The sequence below is a fragment of the Treponema sp. genome (assembly GCF_045641405.1).
Lineage (GTDB): Bacteria > Spirochaetota > Spirochaetia > Treponematales > Treponemataceae > Treponema_D.
In genome coordinates this window covers 42,990-62,512 of sequence record NZ_JAZUGX010000035.1, presented here as the reverse complement: position 1 = coordinate 62,512, position 19,523 = coordinate 42,990, and the positions used below count along the sequence as shown (strand labels likewise).

Here is a 19,523-nt window from a genome sequence, read left to right as displayed (position 1 = left end):
AATTAGCCTGCAGGCGGATTCCTACAGGATGAAGGACCGCATGAAGGTCGGAGCCGTCGGCTTCGATTAATATATTTTTTTTGCCTAAAACCGGAAATCTGAAATCGGCAAATTCAGGAAATCTCTCGCCGGCGTTGACATTCAAAACAGGATTCAAGTTCTGAAATCAAAAGATGATGAACAATTCTATCTTTAAAAGGAGAAGCAAAAATTTCCCTCTTAACTGGTTTTTCTACAATAAAACAGTTGCAGCTTCCCGGATGCCATGTTCTTGCCTGCAGTTCCCGATAAAGCTGCATAAGATTATTTTCATAGTCAACTTCAAAAGTCAAAGCCCCAAAAGAATATCTTTTGTTTTTACGACATTGATAATATAGTTCAAACAGATTTTAAAAGAATTGTTCGGAATTAAAATACATTATAGTCAATAATCAAAAAGAAATTTCTCTTAGAAATTTTCTTTATTTGTTTCTACCAGCAATTATTGATTATTAAGTATTTTTTATCAAGCGACGAATGTCGCATACTTTTACTTTACAACCACGCCAGTGGTGTGTGAGCATATCATTATTTTAAACCGCACGCGGCTCTAACCGCGTGTCGGAGTTTGAAAACTGTGTTATAGCGTTTTACATTCTCTGTATATTCAATTTATATCCAAGTGAATTAATTACGGAGACTAAAGTACTATAACTAATTTTTTCAGCTGTCTCACTTTTTCGCATTTTCTGAATTACTGTGGGAGAAACATCTGCTTTTTTCGCAAGTTCCCTTACCGATATATTTTCTTCTTCCATTTTTTCCAGAATAAATTCTGATAAGAGAAAATCATTATATTCTTTTTCAAACTTAGCTTTCTGTTTAGGATTATTATTTATAAATTTATCAAATGTTGATTCCATAATTATTTCTCCTTATGTTTTGATTCATAATCAGCTTTTGCTTTTAGTGCTTTTTCTTTTTCAGCTGGTGGAAGTTTCTCACATTTTTTACAAAACGTATTTGTTACAATTATTTTTTTCCAATGAAAAAGAAACACAAATATTTATCAGGTTTAGGTTTAAATGCATAAATCTGATCCAACTCATTATTAAATTTTGTTTTATCAAATATTTTACCAGAATCTCCCATTCTTTTTACAAGCATCAAAAACTTTCGTTTCTGTGAATCTGAAGTTCCTAAAAAATATTCATATGCCTGACTCTTTCCATTTTCATCATAGAACCATTCTATTCTGAAACAAGGACCTTCATATATTAGATAACTCTGTTCATCCATAAAAAAAGGGGTTGTCCCAAAAGTATGTTTTGTGGTGGTTGAGCTTGTCGAAACCACCATAGCTGGTATCTTGGTCATTTCGACAGGCTCAATGACCGCTAGCATAAATACTTATTAGACAGCCCCTTGTCAAAATTATTTTTCTCTTCCACGCCCAGTGGGCGTGTCGTTATAACCTTTGTTATGTGATTTATTTGATTAATTTATAATTAATTCTTTTCTTTATTGTCCCACTTGTCCAAAATTCATAATCAAAAAAGTATTCATTATTATTTGAATCCTTTCTATAAATCAATAAATTTTTATCATTATATTCATTCCAACTAATTTTACCATAAGTTGATTTATATGATTTTTCATTTCCATTTTCATCATAAAAATATTCTATAAAATCAACTTCAGACCAATATTCTTTTATTAATTTTCCATTATTGTATTCGTACTTTTTTACTATTCCATTGCTCCAATATTCAATAATTGTGTTTTCATCAATTTTTTCTAAAGTTGTATTTATTCCTGTATTTTGTTCAGATGATATTAAATTATTATTATCATCGTAAAAATATTTACATTCATATCCATCATCCCATTTCTCAAAGATTAATAAACCTGATTCATTGTATTCTTTTAAATCAAAGAAAACTAATTTTTCTTTTTTGACATTTTTATTTTTTATTGTTTCAGACAAAACACTTTTATTTGTTTTAAAAGAACATAATAAACAAAAAACAACTAAATAAAATATAAAAAACTGAATTCTTTCAATACGATTTTTCATTTTTTCTCCTTCGGAAAGCGCCCCAGTGCTGGCGTCCACATAACATAATCTTAAACCGCAACTGGCTCGACCCGAAGTCGGTTTTGAAATGCTTGTTATGTGTTATTATTCAATCATTAATTTTACATTTTCAACAACAGAATTTATTTCGTCTGCTGAAGCTTTTTCTATGAAACTGCATTTTCGCTGACCAAAATCAAGATTTTTAACCTGATCACTTAAAATACAGCCATTTATTGAATGATTGGAAAGAACTACTTCAAAAGGGTAACCTTTTATATGGCTGGTAATTGGACAAAATAAAGCTAGTCCTGTTTTCTGGTTATATAATTTTTGAGAAATACAAATTGCTGGTCGGTGACCTTGCTGCTCATGTCCGGCTTGTGGACTGAATTCAAGCCAAACTAAATCGCCTTTTTCTGGAACAAATGAATTATTTACCATTCTTCATTTCCTACTGCTGAATCAGTTTCAATTTCTGAATGAAGGTTTTCATCAGTTACCATAGCCATCATATTCTCCAAAGTCTTTTTTTGAGGCAAAATTATCATTTTTCCTTTTTCTGCTATAACTTCAACTTTTGATCCAACAGACACTTCATTATCCTTAGCCCAAAGCGAAGGAATTCTAAAACCTAAACTGTTTCCCCATTTCTGAATAACTGCCTGCATAGTGTCCTCCAATAATTGCAGTATATACATTGTATACTCATAAGTCAAATAAAAAAGGCAGGCTTGACCTGCCGTACATTCAATAATATTGAAAAGAATAATAGCTTATATCAAATTATATTCCTTCAAGGCATCATTCCAAATTATACAACAGATTCCTCGTCCAAACTCATAATCTCATTAATTTTTTTTATCGAGCTTGACTATATTAGAAAACATTCAAATATTAAAAGTGTATATTGTCTGTAAATTCAACAGAACTAAAACATTTCCAGATTTCATTTTCCTCATATAGCCAAAGAACAATATTTTTATTATTCTTCCTGCCAGATAAAACTCTAACTGTTTTGCCATGATAGCTTTTATCTAAATATTTATGATAATCAGGTTCTATTTCTGTTGAAGGGAAATAATCTTCTGAATAAATAAATGATGAGACTTCTTTCATATCACCAAAAATACTTTTGATTGTCATTTCTGAGCAATTCTTAAAAAAATCTTCACGAGTAAACATTTCAGTACCAACTGGAATGTTTTGATGTAAGTTTTGAATTTTATTAGGAATTAAATCGATGGCTCTTATTTTTTTATATCTATGTTTTATCTTATCATATGCATTTTGTGAATTAAAAATTCTATAACTGAGGATATTTTCATTATTCTGATAAAAATCAACAGAGAATTCTCCGTCAATTAAAGCTTCTTTTATAACAAACATAATACTGGTAGTTTGTGCAGTTTGAATTTTGGCAACAAGTTTATTTATTTCATCAGGGGTGCCATCATAAATTAAAGCAGAAATTCTTTCGTCATAAAACTGATCATAATAGTCCTGAACAATTTTGACATTATCTACTTTTGGGAAAGGTTTTGATAAACAAGACGGAATAAAAAATGACAATACAAATATTATAATAAAAATTTTTTTCAATTTCTTTCCCCTTAGCGCCCCAGTGCGGGCGTCCGTGTAACTTGCATTTAAACCATGGCAAGGCTTGTCCTTGACATCGGTTTTGAAAATGCGTGTTATGTGTTATTCCTAAAATCCCATTAAACTTCCTTTGTCAAAAGTCCATTCAGGAGTTTCCAATATATCATCTTCAATATAATACCAAGGACTTATTTTCTCATAACTTTTTAATATGTGAAATTCCTGTGAAGGCATATAACTTTGCCCAAGCAACATTATTCTTTTTCCAGTTATTTTATTAATTGCAATATCAAGAACTAAAACAACATGGCCTGGACTCCCACCATAAATAAAAAAATCTCCTGGAATAATATTTTCTATTGATTTTGGATTTGCTTCTTTTGAAAGAGAATAAGTTCCTGCATAGGAATAAACAAATTTTAAATACTCATCAAAAACATCGCTTGAAGTTCCTTTTTTATAACCTTCTTTCCAAGCTGTTTTATTTCCAGAAACAATAACTCTTTCGCCATTAATAAAACGTTCAAAAGGAACAAGCATTCCATTTGTAATATGAAATTTAATTTCCGAATACTTTTTATTTTTATATAAATATTCTGCTCTTAATTTAATTACAGCATCAGCACATTGAATCAAGTCTGTTTTTAACAATGGAAAATCAAAAACCGAAACATATACTTTATTTCTTTTTTCCTCTCCATTATATAACAAAACTGGAGAACCATATTTTTTCAATGGATATTTTCTAAGATATTCAGCAAAAGAATTATCTTCTACAGAAATTCTTTCGTAGTCATCAGGAAGAGTAAACCTTTCAATAATAGAATTTTCATTTTTATTAATATTCTGAGAATAAAAATTAACAGTAAAAGAAATCAGTATAGTAAATAATATAATTTTTTTCATTTTACCTCTCGTGCACCAGTGGGCAACCCACATGACAAAGTTTTTGTCGGCTTTGAAAACAGTGAGGTTTTATTTCTTACTCATAATGAGTCCACATTCTTAAAACTCGAACTGTATTTTGTTCCATAAAAACTTCGTAAACCAATCTGTGCTGAATGTTTATTCTTCTTGAATATTTTCCTGCTAAATCTCCAATCAATTTTTCATAAGGCGGAGGATTTTGGAACGGATCATTTTTAAGAACTTCAATCAACTTCTTTACAGTTTCTTTTAAATTAGACTGTTCAATTTTCTTACTGTCTTTTACAGCCTGTTTTGAATAAACTACAATCCACATTACCAGTCTAATTCCTTTACACTTTCTTCCAAAGGTTCTTTACTTGCTTCAAGTATTGATTCTCTCATTCCTGGAATTGAACAAAGATATAATGTTTCCTGAATTGAATTCCAGTCTTCTTCTGAAATTAAAACCGCATTGTTTCTTTTTCCAGAAATTATGATTGGTTCGTGAAAATCTTTTGTCTGATCAATGAGATTATATAAATTTGTTCTTGCTGCTGTTGCTGTCATTACTGCCATAAAATTACCTCTATACAAATAAAGCGTACGATTAATCGTACGCTTTGTCAAGAAGTCGACACGGCGGCTTAACCGCTATGTCAGCTTTGAAAAGCACGTTATGCTTTTCTTAGATATAATAATCATTAAAAATTTTAGATCATTTTTCCAGCCCAAAAAGCTTTCTGTATTCCATTGTAAATTCCAAAGCCATACGTTGTACATCAAGATAATTTTCATTCTGTTCTTTTTTAGAATATCCCGGTTTATTAAAATATGGTTTATGAAGTCTTGTAATCGGAATAGGTGTAAGTGCGATCTGATTAAGCGGAGAAAGTTCATCATGATATTCAAAAAAAGTTTTTGGCTCAAAAGTATCTTTTGATACAATATATTCGCAGTATTGTTTTGAAAAGTTCTTTGCATCAGGATATTCAACAGAATTAAATTCATCTTGCGATAGAAATTTCTTTGCAATTACAACAAGACCGACAGCGTACTGACATAAAACCTTTTCGCTTGAATTTAAATCCTGACGGTTATAATTTGTAATGATACCTTTCAATCCAATGTTAAACATTCCAACATCATGTTTCAAAATACCAAGAAGACATCTTGTTGTATCAACAATTACTTTGTCGCCTTTTTTTAAAAACTGTTTTTCTGTTCTTTTGATTATAACAGACTCATCGTACAGTTTTTTTTCAAGTGTATTATATAAAATACAAAGCAAAAGATTTACATTTAAACTTGAACCGTTATACCCATTTGAACTCAGAGGAATACCTTCAGGAAAACATCTATAAACAGAAGAAAATCCAAGGCTTGCAATATAATTCATTGATTCATAGAATCTTCTGATATGATCACACCCACATGTAAGACCTGTTGGCGCATTTTCTAAAAATGTTGACTGATACATCATTGCACGTAATTTTTCAAATTCATTATTTTTTAATGCAACCTTCATTTGTTCTGCTAAATAATCGTGAAGTACATTAGAATATACAGTTGTCATTGCAGTTAACATCTTTTGTTCCCAATATGTCCAAAATTCAGGAATATTTTTATTTTCATGATCTTTCTGACAAAAGTATTTATAAGAATCCTTTACGTTTAGAATATAATCGTCCAGGGTTGGTCTTAATTTTTTTTCACTCATTTTTTTACTCACTTATAATTCTTACAACACAAAGTACTTTGTTTGAAGCTCTTCCCCTAAAACAGGTCATGATACTTATTTAATACTGTCCTTTACAACTGACTGGCAAACTCGAAAACCTAAATGCACACAAGTTTCATCTTCAACATCAGTTAATCCTGTTTTTGCATCTGAATACTCCCTATATTTAATCATTCGTAGGTTCATAGTATCTCCGCCTTTTATCACCTTATTAGTTATTTTATGGTCTTTATTTTCAGGTCCTTTTGGATTCGTTAACGGAGTGTCGTATAAAAATTCATCAAAATCAAACCAATCCCAACACCATTCATATACATTACCCGTCATATCATATAAACCAAGCTGATTACATTTCTTTGTTGCAACAGGAGAAAGATCATATTTAATCATTTTCGCATCGACTTCCCTTGAATTGTTACTTCCACTAAAGGAAAAACCTTCGTCATATTTTCCTCCGATTGCAGCATAATACCACTCTGCTTCCGTAGGAAGTCTATAACCATCTGCAGAAAAATTACATGAAACATCTTCTCCATCAAAAGAATAGCATTTTTCAAAGCCGTCTTTTTCACTCAAACGGTTACAAAATTCTACAGCCTCGTACCATGTAATAAGTTCCACAGGATAATCTGGACTATAGAAGTCATAATCGTCTCTTTCGCCCATAAGCTGTTTATACTGGCTTTGAGTTATTTCCGTAGTGCTCATCTTAAAGTCATCAAGTGTTACTTTTCTTGGTACTGAACAAAGCTGAATTATTCCGTTTACATTCTCATAGTCAGTATATCCCATCATAAAGGCTCCACCTTCAATGTAAACCATATTCAAAGGTGTAACTTTTTCTTGTTCCTGTTCAACTGGAACTTGTTTTTTCTGACATGAAATAAAAAATAAACCTATTGTTAATATTAAAATTATTTTTTTCATATATTTTTCATAATCACGCCAGTGGCGTGTGAGCATATCATAATCTTAAACAGTTTGCGGCTTGTCCGCAAATCTGCTTTGAACTGCTTGTTATGTGATATATTCCCCATCGATTTTACATTAGAAAAACTATTTACCCAGCTGCAATGAGTTTACGCTTACGAATGAACATCCATCTAAGTAAAATTTATACCAATTTCTTATTTTATAATTCTTTGAAATTATTAGAAAATCCATATCATTTAAGAAATCAATTTCCGAAAGACTTCTACTTATTTCATGCAGCTGATCCCAAGCGTTTTCATCATATGAATCAATGTAATAGTCCATATTTGCTAAAACAGACTCAAGGCTTTTTTCAAGGGCATTATCATAATTTAAAAAATTAATTTTATTTTGAATTCTTTCTAATTCTTCATTAAGAATAGAATAATCATAATACTGAGAATATTCCAGTTTATAAAAATATCCATTATTATGTTGCCCTTTTAATTCAGGAAAAACTTTCCAGAATAAATCATAGCATGGTGAGTCTTCTGTAATATGGCTGATTTTTATATTTACTTCTTCTATGTCTTCTTTCGTATTATCACATTTAAAAGCATAATAAAAATACTGATTATATTCTGTTGAAGCATAGAATATCAGATTGTATTCATTATCAACAAGCACGTATTTTTTTATTTTCCGAAAGGATTCTTTAATATTTTTTTTATCACACAAATTAGCATTCGGATTCTTCAATCTGCTTTCTATTAAATTTTCTATAGCCATATATTTTCTCCTCAAAAAGTGCACCAGTGGGCAATCCACATGACAAAAATTCTAACTATCCTCACTGTTTTTGACAGCATAAAATTTAATAGATACGGATATTTCCTCATTATATATGTAAATATAATCCGCTTCTATGGTGACATCTGTATCCGCATAAGTTACAAATCTACTGCCATCAACTTCAATTTATCTCTATGTTTATTGTAGACTTCGGCAATTCAATATATAATTGCTATTTATGATAAATGCCGAGAATCCGCTTATAGTTCAGTCTGACAGGACGCTTCTGCTTGATGTTCATGCACCAAGGGCAGAAGAGTGCCGCAACGCATTGATTCCTTTTGCTGAACTTATCCGTTCTCCTGAACACCTCCATACATACCAGATTTCTCCACTTTCGCTTTGGAATGCCGCAAGTGCAGGTTTTACGGGCGCACAGGCTTTGGAAACTTTAAGGGAATTTTCACGTTATGAAATTCCTCAGGCTGTGGGAGTATGGATTTCCGAGACGGCGGAAAAATTCGGCAAGCTTCGTCTTGTGGAAGCTCCAAAAGAAAAAAATGAAAATGGTCAGGAAGAAGAATTCCTTTATCTGGTCTCAACTTCTCCTTTCGTTTTCAAGCAGATAGAAGCAAATCCTTATGCAAGGAAACAGCTGGTTCCATGCGATTATGTTGCGCCAGAAAATGCAAGCGTTGAACTTACGGAAGACGAAAAGAAATTCTGCTTCCGCCTTTTGCTTGTTGACCGCGGAACAGTAAAGCAGAACCTTCTGAAATTGGGATGGCCTGTTAAGGATGATGTTCCTCTTGTTGACGGAGCTCCCCTTGAAATAAACCTTAGGAAAACAACTGCTGCAGGAAAGCCTTTTGAAATCCGCGGATACCAGAAGGAAGGTGCTGCAGCCTTCGTTGGCGACAAGGGTCCTGGCACCGGTTTTGGAACCATCGTTCTTCCTTGCGGTGCGGGCAAGACAATCGTCGGCATGACCATCATGTCCATGCTCAAGACCAACACATTGATTGTCACTACAAACATTACGGCAGTCCATCAGTGGATTGACGAGCTTCTGGACAAGACGGACCTTACAAAGGAACAGATTTCAGAATACACGGGGGAATCAAAGACAATTTCTCCTGTAACTGTTGCAACATATCAGATCCTTACCTGGAGACCAGAAAAGACAGGTCCTTATCCTCATTTTGATCTTTTCAGAAAGAACAACTGGGGCCTCATAATCTATGACGAGGTCCACATGCTGCCAGCTCCAGTATTCCGTGTTGCGGCAGAAATCCAGGCTGTGCGTCGTGTAGGCCTTACTGCAACTTTGGTTCGCGAAGACGGATGCGAAGGAAATGTCTTCTCCCTTGTTGGTCCTAAGCGCTACGATGTTCCGTGGAAAGAGCTTGAAAAAGCCAAATGGATTGCAACTGCAGAATGTGTTGAAGTTCGCTTTGGCCTCCCGATGGACCGTGAAATTGAATATGCAGTTGCCGCAACCCGCGAAAAGCACCGCATAGCAAGTGAAAATCCACTCAAGGTTCAGATCGTAAAGGAACTGGTTGAAAAATATCCAGAAGACAAGATCCTTGTCATAGGGCAGTTTCTTTCCCAGCTGGATGAACTTTCAAAGGAACTAGGTGCGCCGATCATTACGGGAAAGACAAAGAATGCCGAACGCGACAAGATATACGCCGATTTCCGTGCAGGCAACATACATGTCCTTGTTGTAAGCAAGGTTGCAAATTTTGCCATCGACCTTCCGGATGCAAGCATTGCCATTCAGGTAAGCGGAACTTTCGGAAGCCGTCAGGAAGAGGCCCAGAGACTTGGAAGAATTCTCCGTCCAAAAGAGAGGACTTCAAGATTCTTTACCTTGATCACAAAAAATTCTGTGGAAGAAGATTTCGGCACAAACCGCCAGAAGTTCCTTGCGGAACAGGGGTACAGCTACAGGATCATCAGATACAACGACAAGAGCAGCTTTGACGAACTGGACGAGCCATTGGCGCTTGAAGGATGTGGATTGTGAAGCTTGATCCAAAAGTAGAGCGCATAATTGAATGGCGCGAAAGTTTTACTTCTCTTCCAGACGATTATTTCTTTGATGTAATCCACATGTATCTTGGAGAAATCAAGACTCCATACAACAAGCCTAAGCTGATAGAAGAGTTGAGTGTGATTCTTCGCAAAAAAGAAAACAAGGAAACCCTCGTTGCATATCTTGATGAGGTGGATATAAAGATTCTTACTGCAGTGCGTTTCATTCCAGAAGTGGATGTGACCAAGCTTGAGAAATTCTTTGTGCCTGCCATGAGCCAGGGTGATCTCTATGAAGAAATAGCAAGCCTTGAAGAACGCCTCATAATCTACAACCGTGAAAACAAGACGACTGGAAAGAAGTCCATAGCCTTGAATCCCCACCTTGAGGAAGAGCTAGAAAAGGTTCTTGAACTTGGAAATCTTATTGCAGAGGAAGAAAAGCCTGAGTCAGAGGTTTTGCCAGGTGGTATGACTTTAACTCCACAGATTATCGCCGTGTTCATCTCCTATGTTCTGTCCCATCCTGATTTCTGCAAGGCAAACGGTGACCTTAAAAAGAAGACCGATTCCGACCTTAAGGAAATCTGTGGAATTGAATCCACGGAAATTTTCGCAAGGCTTTTCATAGGCATGAGGAATCTGGTGCTCCTTCGCGAGCTTGATGACGGCAAGGGCTGGGAACCAGACTGGAAGAGGCTTGAGGCATTCTGTGAGCTTCCGTTCAAAAGCCAGGCAGTATATCTATGTGCTGCGGGAGCAGGAGTCTTTTCCCGCCGTGCTCTGGTTTCAAATGCATCATTCTTTGCGAGCACCATTGATTTTGCCAGAGGGAAATATTTTACAAAGGAAAAGCTGTTTGCCGTTGCGTTCCTGATCAAGGAAAAAAGCGGAGATGAGGATTTCAGTACAAGAAGATTTTCTAGAATTCTTTCAGGCTCAGGTTCCAGGGAAGATGAGAACCTTGGTTCCGCAATGATTGAATCCATGATAGACAGTGCCATTGCCTTTGGACTCATGTCTGTCAGGGGCAGTACCAGTGATGGCAGCCAGTTGGTCTACACGGAATCTGACGGCTACCAGGAAAATACTGCCATGGACAGAAAAGTCCTGAGTGTTGATACAGGATACACCGTTACGATTCTTCCAGGGCTTACTACGGGAGAATTCATTCCGCTGGTAAAATTCCTTGATGTCGTCCGCTGCGATGTGACCAGCAACTTTGAGATAAACAGACAGTCCGCAATACGCGGATTTGACCTTGGATATACAAAGGAAAGCATGGAAGAAATCCTTTCAAGGTATTCCTCGTTTCCTCTTCCACAGAACCTTAAGGTTTCCCTTGATGAATGGGCTCTGTCCTATGGTTCAGCTTCATTATACAAAGGCTATGTACTCAAGCTTTCGGAGGACAATGCCTACAGAGCCGAAAACAATCCTCTTTTCAGCGCTCACATCAGGGAAATTCTTGCACCAGGAGTATACCTTCTTGATTTCATCAGTGATGCTGAAGCTCAGGATGCGATTAAAAAAACAGGAATCGATGTAAACGGAAGGATAAGATCAGTGCACAAGGAAGATGAAGTCATGGGGCTTCCTCCTGCAAAGGGAACTTCGGTTTCCCTTGATGACGGCGGTATTGGCAGATTCATCATCGACAGCAAGGTGCGTGTTGGAATCCTCGATAGGTTCAAGTCGATCCTCGATGGAATGGAAACAACAAGCGACCAGAAGGACGGCTTGCTTGACAGAATTGCGCGTAGAATTATCATTGAAGAAGATCAGCTTAGACCTGAAAGCGTTCGCTTTGAATTGATGGAAGCCTTCGGCATGAACTTTACGGGCAAGGTCCATGTTCTTGAAAGCGCCATCCAGAAGAATTCCCTTGTGGAGCTTGAGCTTACGGGGCATGATGAAATCATACTTGGCATTCCTAAGGGAATCGTAAAGAATACAGAAATTCCTGTTGTATTCCTTTCTGTGGAAGACAAGGATACAAATGAAATTACTGACATTGAGATAGAAATAGCAAAAATTTCACGCGTAAGAAAGATCAGGAATGCTCTTTCTCTTCGCAGACAAAAATAAAAAAGACGGAGTACAAAAAAATGGAAAGACCAAAGATTTGTCTTACCTTGACAGGAACAACAATCAAGGAGAACCTTGATACCCTTGAAAAATACAGGGACAAGATTGACATGGCAGAGCTTCGTGTCGACTATCTTAATACAGATGAACGTCTTTATGTGCGCCGTTTCCCATCCCTTGCAGGAATTCCTTGCATCCTGACAATCCGTAGACAGATAGACGGTGGAAAATTCGTTGAAGGTGAGGCTGCCCGTACAGTTCTCTTTGCACGCGCACTTTCCTTTGCCGACGAGGACAAGTCCCAGAATTTTGCCTATGTTGACTTTGAGGAAGATTTCCATATTCCAAGCCTTGAGGATGCAACCCTTGCGTTCGATACAAAGGTAATCAGAAGCTTCCATGACATGCATAATCCTGTCTCTGATGTGATCGGAAAGCTCAAGCAGATGACAACTTCTGGATTTGAAATTCCTAAGATCGCCTTCATGCCGCACAGTCTTGATGATGTTACAAATCTTTTCAAGGAAGCATCCAAACTTCGTGACAACAACCACATCCTTCTTGCCATGGGACCTATGGGAATCCCTTCAAGAATCCTCGGAAACAAACTCAAGAATTTTTTGACCTATACTTCTTCTCCTGAATCCATCGCCAATACGGCAAACATCGCCCATCTTGATGCTGTAAAACTGAATGAGATCTATAGAATCAAGAGCATCAACGAGAATACAAAAATATTTGGAATTACTGGTTGGCCTCTGTCTGGAACTTCAAGCCCAGAACTTCATAACACAGGCTATAACCGCCACGATATGAATTCTGTTTATATTCCATTCCCTGCGGAGAATTTTGAGCAGGCAATGAATTTTGCAGAGACCGTCGGGGTGCAGGGATTTTCAATTACGGTTCCCCACAAGGAAGCGGTTCTGGAGAAGGCAAGTTTCATTTCTCCAGAAGTTCTGGATATCGGTGCAAGCAACACCATGGTTCTCGATGAAGGTAAGTGGTCCTGTTACAACACCGATGCAGACGGATTTGCAAGATCACTTTTTGAATTTACAGAGCTCAAAAACCTTAAGCATAAGAAGGTCGCCATCATCGGTGCAGGAGGAGCTGCAAAGGCAATCGCATACGCAGTTCACAAGGCTGGGGCAAAAGCCTGTGTATTCAACCGCACGCTCGGAAAGGCAAAGGCCCTTGCGGAAAAATATGATTTTGAATACGGTCCACTTTCACCTGAGGCTGGCAAGCTTCTACGAAAATATTCAGACATAATCATACAGACAACTTCAAAGGGAATGCACTGCAAGGAAAGTGCCAATGCAGAAAATGATCCAATATATTTCTATGAATTTTCTGGAAAGGAAGTTCTCTTTGACATCGTCTACATGCCGGAAGTTACACCGGTGATGGCCCGTGCAAAGGCTGCCGGTTGCCATGTCTGCAACGGATACTACATGCTTCGTTACCAGGGGTACAAGCAGTTTGAATTATTTACAGGAGATGAATACTAATGGGTATTTCAAAGGATGAACAGAAAGTGCTCGCTGCCACAACAGCAGTGGACACATTGATTGCTGAAGAAAAAATTTTCAGCGGAATGAAGATCGGTCTTGGAACAGGATCAACTGCAATGCCTGCAGTTAAGCGCCTTTCGGAACGCATTGCCGACGGAACACTCAAGGATGTCAAGGCTGTCGTAACAAGTTTCCAGACACAGCTTGCCTGCGAAGAATACGGTATTCCAGTCTACACCCTTAATGATAAGGCAATCGAAGGTCACCTTGACCTTGCAATCGACGGTGCGGATGAAATTGACCAGAAGAACAACCTCATCAAGGGCGGCGGTGCAGCTCACCTCCGTGAAAAGATCGTTGAATACAATGCAGGTTTTCTTGCAATCGTAGCAGACGGCTCAAAGGATGTTGATACACTCGGAACAAAATTTCCTCTTCCTGTGGAGATCATCGCCGATGCCCGTGTTCCTGTAATCAAGGCCCTTGAAAAACTCGGTGCAACATGTACAGTGCGCGAAGGCGTAAAAAAAGCAGGGCCTGTAATCACAGACAACGGTAACATGATCGTTGACTGCGTATGGAAGTCTCCAGTAGACCCTGCCGAAATGGAAGATAAGATCGATGCAATCACAGGTGTCGTTGAATGCGGTTTCTTCACAAAGAACAAGCCTGTGGCATTCATCGCAAAGGAAGACGGTTCCGTGGTTCGCCGCTGATCGGATTCCGCTGGATGTCCCAAAAGCATAAAACAGGGAGGCACTGCCTGAGGTGGCTTTGTCATCCCTGTTTTTCATTTAGCTGCACTTAGATCGTAGATTCATCGACAAAAAAAACGGCTGCCCGAATTGAGCAACCGCTAGATATGTCAGATTGTCGATGGAAGGATGTTTCTTACATCCAAAGTTCCGTCACCTGAAAGATGGGTTTCATACCCCTTGCCTTCATAGATGATGAAAAGATTTTTGCAGAAGGCGATGCCTGGTTCTACATGGAGCAATGCATTTTCAAGCTTCAGGTCCTTCCATTCGATGTCGCATGTGATGTTTCCCATAAGCTGAACGTTCTTGAGCGAACCGTTTTTCCAGTCTTCAGGAATTGATTCAAGAAGCGTTATTTCAACCCTGCCGTTGTTCATCCTGCACTTGATGATGGAATCCCTTGCAGAACAAAGCCAACCGTCAAAATCTTCGGTGTCGGTTGTTCTATTTTCTGCACTCTGGCATTCAGCTACATCCAGCTTTTTCTCTGCATCGGAAATGTCAAATGCCAGGGAATCTGAATTTTTACCAAGGTATTTCATTGCGCGGAGGGTAAGTGCAAAAATGTCCCTTATGGCTATGGAATCCTCCCTTGAATTTTCCGCCATGCAGGATTCGGTGAATGCAGGGGTAAGGACGAGGTGCTTTTTTTCATCGACAGGAACAAGCTGGTTCAGGAAGAATGTGGAAGCTGCCTTCAGGATTTTGAAATATTTTTTCAGAACCTTCATGTCCAGTGTATATTCATAGTATTCAATCAGAGCCTTTGCAAAAGCAAGTGCGCCCAGAGGAGAATAGGAAGTCGAAAGGTCTGTTCCACATGGTGCGGCATCACCCCAGATGTCTGTTGAACCATGGCACACAAAACCTTCGGAACCATACATCGATTCTGAGGTCGCCTTTCCGTGCCTGTAAAGTCTTGCTGCAAATTTAAAGAGGGTTCCGTTGAGCCTTGAAAGGCCTGCCATTCCTGCGGCGTGCCTATAGATGGAATTGTCGGTCAGACAGAATCTCTCTCCTCCATTTTCCGACCAAAGTCCATACTTTGTCTTTGGAAGGGTTGCCTGAGGATGGAGGTCGCAAAGGAGCTTGTATTTTGCATATTCCCACTCAGGGTTTTCCTTCCCGTCGATGGAAAGAATTGCCTGGGAATTCCATGAGGACCAATCCGCAATATGGTCTGACTTAAGGTTTTCGTATGAAGTTCCAGATGCAAAGCAGATTCTCTTGAGGGCGAGGTCTGCGCATTTTGAAGCCGCCGCAAGAGGTTTCTTGTGGACATCGCCCTGCTTTGACCTGAAGTGGCCTCTTCTGTATCCCGTCTCAACATCGATGTAAAGGGTAACATAGTCTGACTTTTCAACGACAAGGTATTCACCTTTTACGGAAACCGCTCCTCCAGAAGCAACTGCCGTCATCATTATGCATGAGGGAAAACCGTTTACATCAAGGACAGAAATGGTGTCGTTGGTAAGGGCATACTTTTTTGCGCATCCAGATTTCACTATGGAAGCACGTAAGTAGATGCTTTTTGGAACGCTTGATGAGATGTGGTAGACAAGAACGTTGCCGCTGCCACTGGCAAAGCATTCCCGTGTGTAGGTGATGGATCTGTCAGATGAACCCCTTGAAAAATCCTTTTCACCAGAGATGGAAGACTCGATGGAAAATTCGGATGTGACTATTCCTGTCTCAAAGTCTATTTCCCTCCTGTAGGAATCATGCTTGTCAAAGCCTTTGCTTTTGCTGTGCTCTGCATCGTAAAAGTCCAGATGTATTTCACCAGAGGGGCAGCAGCATGCCTGTTCTTTAGGTATTCCACTGAGGCTTTCGAGTACCTGTTCCTGTGCTTCCACAAGGCGGTCCTGGGAAACGAGGGTGCGTATGTCCTTTATTGCCTTAAGGCTTTGAGGGTTGTTTCTATCATAGAATGCCTTTGACCAAAGGGACTCCTCGTTGAGTTTAAGTATTTCATGACCTGGATTTCCGTACACTTTTGCGCCGATTCTTCCGTTTGCGACAGGGAAGGCGTCCTTGAAATTCTGTGCAGGTGTCTTATCGATAAGTTTGCTCATACTGACATTTTATCATAGTAATGTTGCAATTTAAACCGTGAAAATCAAAGCAAAGGATTCCTTGACTGAATCCAGGGAGTATGAAAGGAAAATTTTATTTTCTCACTCTGAGTATGTCTACCAAATGGCTTCCAGCCCCTAAAAGCTCTGGGCGTTCTGCATTTACCATCTGGTACCGCACAAAGCGGCTGAAGGTTTCTTCGCTCATGGCGTTGAGTTCCCTCCTCATGTAGTCGGAGGGACCGTCAGGAGAAAAGATTTTGATGCGCTCCAGTCCTGCAAGGGAATTCAGCCTGTCCACATCCTCAAGCCTGACATACTCATAGAGTTCCTCTTCCGAAGGTCTTACATGGAAGGTGTCGTCTATGTGTCCCGTCTCAAAAAGGCCGTTCATTCTTTCTTCCCTGAAACAGTAGGTTATTACGCTGTAGTCGTTCATTACATAGGCCGCAAGGATTATTCCGTCAGGCTTTGTTATTCTCTTTACTTCGCTGAAGGCATTGAGCCTGTCTTCATCGCTGTGCAGGTGATAAAGTGGTCCGAAAAAAATCGTCAGATCAAAGGTGTTGTCGGGCAAAAAAGAAAGATCCCTTGCATCGCCTGGCCAGCATTTGACTTTCGCATGCTTGCTTTCAAGGATTTCAAGATTGTGCTTGACGAGCTCCACGGCAGTGACATCATAGCCTTCATTCGCAAGCGCCACGCTGTAGCGTCCAGTTCCAGCTCCGATGTCTGCGATTTTAAAATCCTCCGTATGTTCTGGAAGATAGTCGTGGATGTATTTCATTGAAACAAGATATTCCACCATGCCATGTCTGGTTGTCAGGCGATGGTCTTCCTTGTGCTTGTTGTAATATTTTTCTATTGGAGTCATAGGATCATTTCTGCAGGGTGTTCTGCTTCTTCTTGTTCCAGAACCAGGTCCCGATGATGATGGCAATTCCGCCCGTAATCATGAGGAAACAGAGTATCTGCCCTGTGCTTATGTTGAGAAGTGAAGTGTTGGTATAGAGGGCGGTGCTTCCGTCCGCAGAAATTCTGTATCCTATGTCCGCGTCAGGTTCACGGAAATATTCGATTATGAAACGAACGAGTCCGTATCCGACCGTGTAGCATCCACCGAGGAATCCATCGAATTTCTTTGCCTTGCGGAGGTTCCAGAGGACGATGAAAAGGAAAATTCCTTCAAAGAAAGCCTCGTAAAGCTGGCTTGGGTGGCGTGGAAGGTTTACAAGCTTGCTGTTCAATTCCATTCCGATGGAAGCTGCAAATTCCTGCACCCATCCAAGGCTTGAAGAAAAATGTTCAGCCCTTGGGAAAACGACTCCCCATGGCATTGTCGTGATTCTTCCGTAAAGCTCACCGTTGAGGAAATTTCCAAGGCGACCAAAGGTATAGCCAAGTGGAATTGCAACTACCATAGCATCGATCCATTTCCATACAGGCTGCCTGTGGATCCTGCACCAGACGATCATTCCGATCAGACCGCCGATGAAGCCTCCGTGGTAGCTCATTCCTGCAAGCCCCGTAAATCTTTTTGTCACCGTGTCAAAAGGCCAGAAAATAAGCCATGGCTTTTTCCAGTATAGTCCGCTTGTATCATAGACCAATGTGGAGAAAACCCTCGCACCGATGAGGAGAAAAACGATTCCACATGAAATGAAGCTGAATATGTCGTCTTCCGTCGCCTTTTTTTCAGGCGTATCAAGGGCACCTTCCTTGAGCAGCTTCTTGAGGACAAGGAAAGCTCCTGAGAAGGCAAATATATACATTAGTCCGTACCAACGGATCAGACCAAGCAAAGGAACTCCTGGGAAAATCTCAGGATGGATCCATGAAGGATAGTTTACATATAGAAAGTTGGTCATACCTTGAATCCCTGTGCGGCCGCTTCCAGAAGCTTCTTCTTGAGGAGGTTGTTTTCGTTCTTGAGAGCGGTGAGCTCGTACTGTTGCTGTTTCAAAGTCTCTGCAAGTTCCCCTGGTGTGAGTGCTCCAGTACCTGCAAGCTCCTCGATGTAAGCCATCTTCTGACCGAAGTCATCCGTTGCTTCTTCCGTTGCGATTTCAAATGAAGTTTCCGCTGCCTGAGTCATGTCATAGTCTTCGTCGAACTTTAATGTCTCGGACTGAATGATCTTGTCTGCCACGCGGAATATGGCCTGTCCGATGATGGACTGAGGTTTATATACGATTACAGGAAGCCTTGATGCAAGGGCCTTGTCCTGAAGTGTGTCACGGTATACAACGCCAAGGTGTTCCAGGTCCAGGTCAAGGTACTGCTGGCATGAGCGTCGGATCCTGTGGGCGCGTTCTGCGTCCTTTGGATCGTCAATCATGTTGAGTACAAGGCGTGGATGGAATTCCTTCATCCTGCGCTTGAAGAGTTCCGTTGCCTCTGGGTCTTCCTTCTCAAGGATCTCTATGAGCTTTGGAATGTAAAGCCGCTGCAGCGAAGCGGAATCCTTTTTGAGTGTCTCAAGATAGTTGTATGCAGGAGATCCCTTCTTGAACGTGTTGTACATCATGCGGAACACGACGTTCTTGAGGAAAAGGTAACCATTCAAAGTTGCCGTCACCGTAGGAGCTGTAACGACGATTCCCTGAGGTGAAAGAAGGAACATGTCCAGGATTGTCAGGTGTGTACCTGCGCCAAGGTCAAGTATAAGGTAGTCGTAGTTGCCGTCTACCTTGTTGAAGCTCTTTATGAGCTCATTCTTCTGGCTTACCTTGAGTGATGTTAGGCCTGGAATTTCAGAATCGCCCGCAATGAAGGATACGTTCATGTAGTCAGTCTGGTGGATGATGTCCTCAAACCTGGACTGTCCCGTAAGGAATGTTCCTATGCCTTCCTTTGCACCTGGGTGCCCCAAAACAAGGTGGAGGTTGGATGCTCCAAGGTCAAGGTCAACCAAAAGGACCCTTTTCCCTGCCTGACCGAGCGCAATGGCAAGGTTCGCACTCAAAAGACTTTTTCCGACGCCGCCTTTTCCGCTGGCTACTGGTATTATCTGCATGAAAATATCTTAACATAAAT

Annotated in this window: 20 protein-coding genes; 4 read left to right on the top strand and 16 right to left on the bottom strand. The window is 39.5% G+C overall.

What is annotated here, in order from left to right; genetic code table 11:
- Positions 1-629 precede the first annotated feature (629 nt).
- The 12 genes from ACKI39_RS05335 to ACKI39_RS05280 form a co-directional block, all read right to left on the bottom strand.
- Positions 630-905 (bottom strand): helix-turn-helix domain-containing protein, encoded by a 276-nt coding sequence (locus ACKI39_RS05335; RefSeq protein WP_407398375.1) that lies wholly within the window; start codon positions 903-905, stop codon positions 630-632.
- 106 nt (positions 906-1,011) lie between these two features.
- The gene (locus ACKI39_RS05330) at positions 1,012-1,356 is read right to left on the bottom strand and encodes a type II toxin-antitoxin system RelE/ParE family toxin (protein ID WP_407398371.1); all 345 of its coding nucleotides are present in this window, start codon (positions 1,354-1,356) and stop codon (positions 1,012-1,014) included.
- Between the two features lie 112 nt (positions 1,357-1,468).
- Positions 1,469-2,056, bottom strand: a complete 588-nt coding sequence (locus ACKI39_RS05325; protein ID WP_407398369.1) for a hypothetical protein — start codon at positions 2,054-2,056, stop codon at positions 1,469-1,471.
- 105 nt (positions 2,057-2,161) lie between these two features.
- On the bottom strand, positions 2,162-2,500 hold the full coding sequence (gene mazF, locus ACKI39_RS05320; RefSeq protein WP_407398367.1) for an endoribonuclease MazF: 339 nt from the start codon (positions 2,498-2,500) through the stop codon (positions 2,162-2,164).
- Positions 2,494-2,727, bottom strand: coding sequence for an AbrB/MazE/SpoVT family DNA-binding domain-containing protein (locus tag ACKI39_RS05315; protein ID WP_407398365.1), 234 nt, complete (start codon positions 2,725-2,727; stop codon positions 2,494-2,496). Before ACKI39_RS05315 ends, mazF begins: the two co-directional genes overlap by 7 nt.
- A 226-nt stretch (positions 2,728-2,953) precedes the next feature.
- Positions 2,954-3,658, bottom strand: a complete 705-nt coding sequence (locus tag ACKI39_RS05310; RefSeq protein WP_407398363.1) for a hypothetical protein — start codon at positions 3,656-3,658, stop codon at positions 2,954-2,956.
- A 108-nt stretch (positions 3,659-3,766) separates the two neighbouring features.
- Positions 3,767-4,564, bottom strand: a complete 798-nt coding sequence (locus tag ACKI39_RS05305) for a DUF4846 domain-containing protein (protein WP_407398362.1) — start codon at positions 4,562-4,564, stop codon at positions 3,767-3,769.
- Positions 4,565-4,640: 76 nt separating this feature from the next.
- A complete protein-coding gene (locus tag ACKI39_RS05300) occupies positions 4,641-4,901 on the bottom strand; it encodes a Txe/YoeB family addiction module toxin (RefSeq protein WP_407398360.1) in 261 nt (86 codons plus the stop codon).
- Positions 4,901-5,143: a type II toxin-antitoxin system Phd/YefM family antitoxin gene (locus tag ACKI39_RS05295; RefSeq protein ID WP_407398358.1), complete on the bottom strand. Its 243-nt coding sequence runs from the start codon at positions 5,141-5,143 to the stop codon at positions 4,901-4,903. The genes ACKI39_RS05300 and ACKI39_RS05295 overlap by 1 nt, the downstream gene beginning before the upstream one ends.
- A gap of 139 nt (positions 5,144-5,282) precedes the next feature.
- Positions 5,283-6,284, bottom strand: a complete 1,002-nt coding sequence (locus ACKI39_RS05290; protein WP_407398356.1) for a hypothetical protein — start codon at positions 6,282-6,284, stop codon at positions 5,283-5,285.
- 75 nt (positions 6,285-6,359) lie between these two features.
- Positions 6,360-7,232, bottom strand: a complete 873-nt coding sequence (locus ACKI39_RS05285) for a formylglycine-generating enzyme family protein (protein ID WP_407398354.1) — start codon at positions 7,230-7,232, stop codon at positions 6,360-6,362.
- 129 nt (positions 7,233-7,361) lie between these two features.
- Positions 7,362-8,006, bottom strand: coding sequence for a hypothetical protein (locus tag ACKI39_RS05280; protein ID WP_407398352.1), 645 nt, complete (start codon positions 8,004-8,006; stop codon positions 7,362-7,364).
- A 241-nt stretch (positions 8,007-8,247) separates the two neighbouring features.
- On the opposite strand from ACKI39_RS05280, the gene ACKI39_RS05275 reads away from it, so the two are divergent.
- From ACKI39_RS05275 to rpiA, 4 genes are read left to right on the top strand one after another with little or no spacing between them, the layout of a single operon-like run.
- Complete coding sequence (locus tag ACKI39_RS05275; protein WP_407398350.1) at positions 8,248-10,041, top strand: DNA repair helicase XPB; 1,794 nt, start codon at positions 8,248-8,250, stop codon at positions 10,039-10,041.
- Positions 10,029-12,137, top strand: a complete 2,109-nt coding sequence (locus tag ACKI39_RS05270) for a helicase-associated domain-containing protein (RefSeq protein ID WP_407398348.1) — start codon at positions 10,029-10,031, stop codon at positions 12,135-12,137. The genes ACKI39_RS05275 and ACKI39_RS05270 overlap by 13 nt, the downstream gene beginning before the upstream one ends.
- Before the next feature lie 20 nt (positions 12,138-12,157).
- The gene (locus ACKI39_RS05265; RefSeq protein WP_407398346.1) at positions 12,158-13,651 is read left to right on the top strand and encodes a type I 3-dehydroquinate dehydratase; all 1,494 of its coding nucleotides are present in this window, start codon (positions 12,158-12,160) and stop codon (positions 13,649-13,651) included.
- A complete protein-coding gene (gene rpiA, locus ACKI39_RS05260) occupies positions 13,651-14,370 on the top strand; it encodes a ribose 5-phosphate isomerase A (RefSeq protein ID WP_407398344.1) in 720 nt (239 codons plus the stop codon). The genes ACKI39_RS05265 and rpiA overlap by 1 nt, the downstream gene beginning before the upstream one ends.
- A gap of 149 nt (positions 14,371-14,519) precedes the next feature.
- On the opposite strand, the gene ACKI39_RS05255 is transcribed toward rpiA, so the two are convergent.
- From ACKI39_RS05255 to ACKI39_RS05240, 4 genes are all read right to left on the bottom strand, one after another.
- Positions 14,520-16,487, bottom strand: coding sequence for a glycoside hydrolase family 95 protein (locus tag ACKI39_RS05255; protein ID WP_407398342.1), 1,968 nt, complete (start codon positions 16,485-16,487; stop codon positions 14,520-14,522).
- A gap of 94 nt (positions 16,488-16,581) precedes the next feature.
- Positions 16,582-17,361, bottom strand: coding sequence for a class I SAM-dependent methyltransferase (locus ACKI39_RS05250; protein ID WP_407398340.1), 780 nt, complete (start codon positions 17,359-17,361; stop codon positions 16,582-16,584).
- A 4-nt stretch (positions 17,362-17,365) separates the two neighbouring features.
- Entirely contained in the window at positions 17,366-18,355 is a 990-nt protein-coding gene (gene lgt / locus ACKI39_RS05245) for a prolipoprotein diacylglyceryl transferase (RefSeq protein ID WP_407398337.1), read from the bottom strand.
- On the bottom strand, positions 18,352-19,503 hold the full coding sequence (locus ACKI39_RS05240; protein WP_407398335.1) for an AAA family ATPase: 1,152 nt from the start codon (positions 19,501-19,503) through the stop codon (positions 18,352-18,354). Before ACKI39_RS05240 ends, lgt begins: the two co-directional genes overlap by 4 nt.
- Positions 19,504-19,523 lie beyond the last annotated feature (20 nt).

Bases quoted from the DNA above. Each gene is read 5' to 3' on its own strand.
- ACKI39_RS05330 (WP_407398371.1), bottom strand. From the start codon at position 1,356: ATGACCAAGATACCAGCTATGGTGGTTTCGACAAGCTCAACCACCACA.
- ACKI39_RS05325 (WP_407398369.1), bottom strand. From the start codon at position 2,056: ATGAAAAATCGTATTGAAAGAATTCAGTTTTTTATATTTTATTTAGTT.
- mazF (WP_407398367.1), bottom strand. From the start codon at position 2,500: ATGGTAAATAATTCATTTGTTCCAGAAAAAGGCGATTTAGTTTGGCTT.
- ACKI39_RS05315 (WP_407398365.1), bottom strand. From the start codon at position 2,727: ATGCAGGCAGTTATTCAGAAATGGGGAAACAGTTTAGGTTTTAGAATT.
- ACKI39_RS05305 (WP_407398362.1), bottom strand. From the start codon at position 4,564: ATGAAAAAAATTATATTATTTACTATACTGATTTCTTTTACTGTTAAT.
- ACKI39_RS05300 (WP_407398360.1), bottom strand. From the start codon at position 4,901: ATGTGGATTGTAGTTTATTCAAAACAGGCTGTAAAAGACAGTAAGAAA.
- ACKI39_RS05295 (WP_407398358.1), bottom strand. From the start codon at position 5,143: ATGGCAGTAATGACAGCAACAGCAGCAAGAACAAATTTATATAATCTC.
- ACKI39_RS05290 (WP_407398356.1), bottom strand. From the start codon at position 6,284: ATGAGTGAAAAAAAATTAAGACCAACCCTGGACGATTATATTCTAAAC.
- ACKI39_RS05285 (WP_407398354.1), bottom strand. From the start codon at position 7,232: ATGAAAAAAATAATTTTAATATTAACAATAGGTTTATTTTTTATTTCA.
- ACKI39_RS05280 (WP_407398352.1), bottom strand. From the start codon at position 8,006: ATGGCTATAGAAAATTTAATAGAAAGCAGATTGAAGAATCCGAATGCT.
- ACKI39_RS05275 (WP_407398350.1), top strand. From the start codon at position 8,248: ATGATAAATGCCGAGAATCCGCTTATAGTTCAGTCTGACAGGACGCTT.
- ACKI39_RS05270 (WP_407398348.1), top strand. From the start codon at position 10,029: ATGTGGATTGTGAAGCTTGATCCAAAAGTAGAGCGCATAATTGAATGG.
- ACKI39_RS05265 (WP_407398346.1), top strand. From the start codon at position 12,158: ATGGAAAGACCAAAGATTTGTCTTACCTTGACAGGAACAACAATCAAG.
- rpiA (WP_407398344.1), top strand. From the start codon at position 13,651: ATGGGTATTTCAAAGGATGAACAGAAAGTGCTCGCTGCCACAACAGCA.
- ACKI39_RS05255 (WP_407398342.1), bottom strand. From the start codon at position 16,487: ATGAGCAAACTTATCGATAAGACACCTGCACAGAATTTCAAGGACGCC.
- ACKI39_RS05250 (WP_407398340.1), bottom strand. From the start codon at position 17,361: ATGACTCCAATAGAAAAATATTACAACAAGCACAAGGAAGACCATCGC.
- lgt (WP_407398337.1), bottom strand. From the start codon at position 18,355: ATGACCAACTTTCTATATGTAAACTATCCTTCATGGATCCATCCTGAG.
- ACKI39_RS05240 (WP_407398335.1), bottom strand. From the start codon at position 19,503: ATGCAGATAATACCAGTAGCCAGCGGAAAAGGCGGCGTCGGAAAAAGT.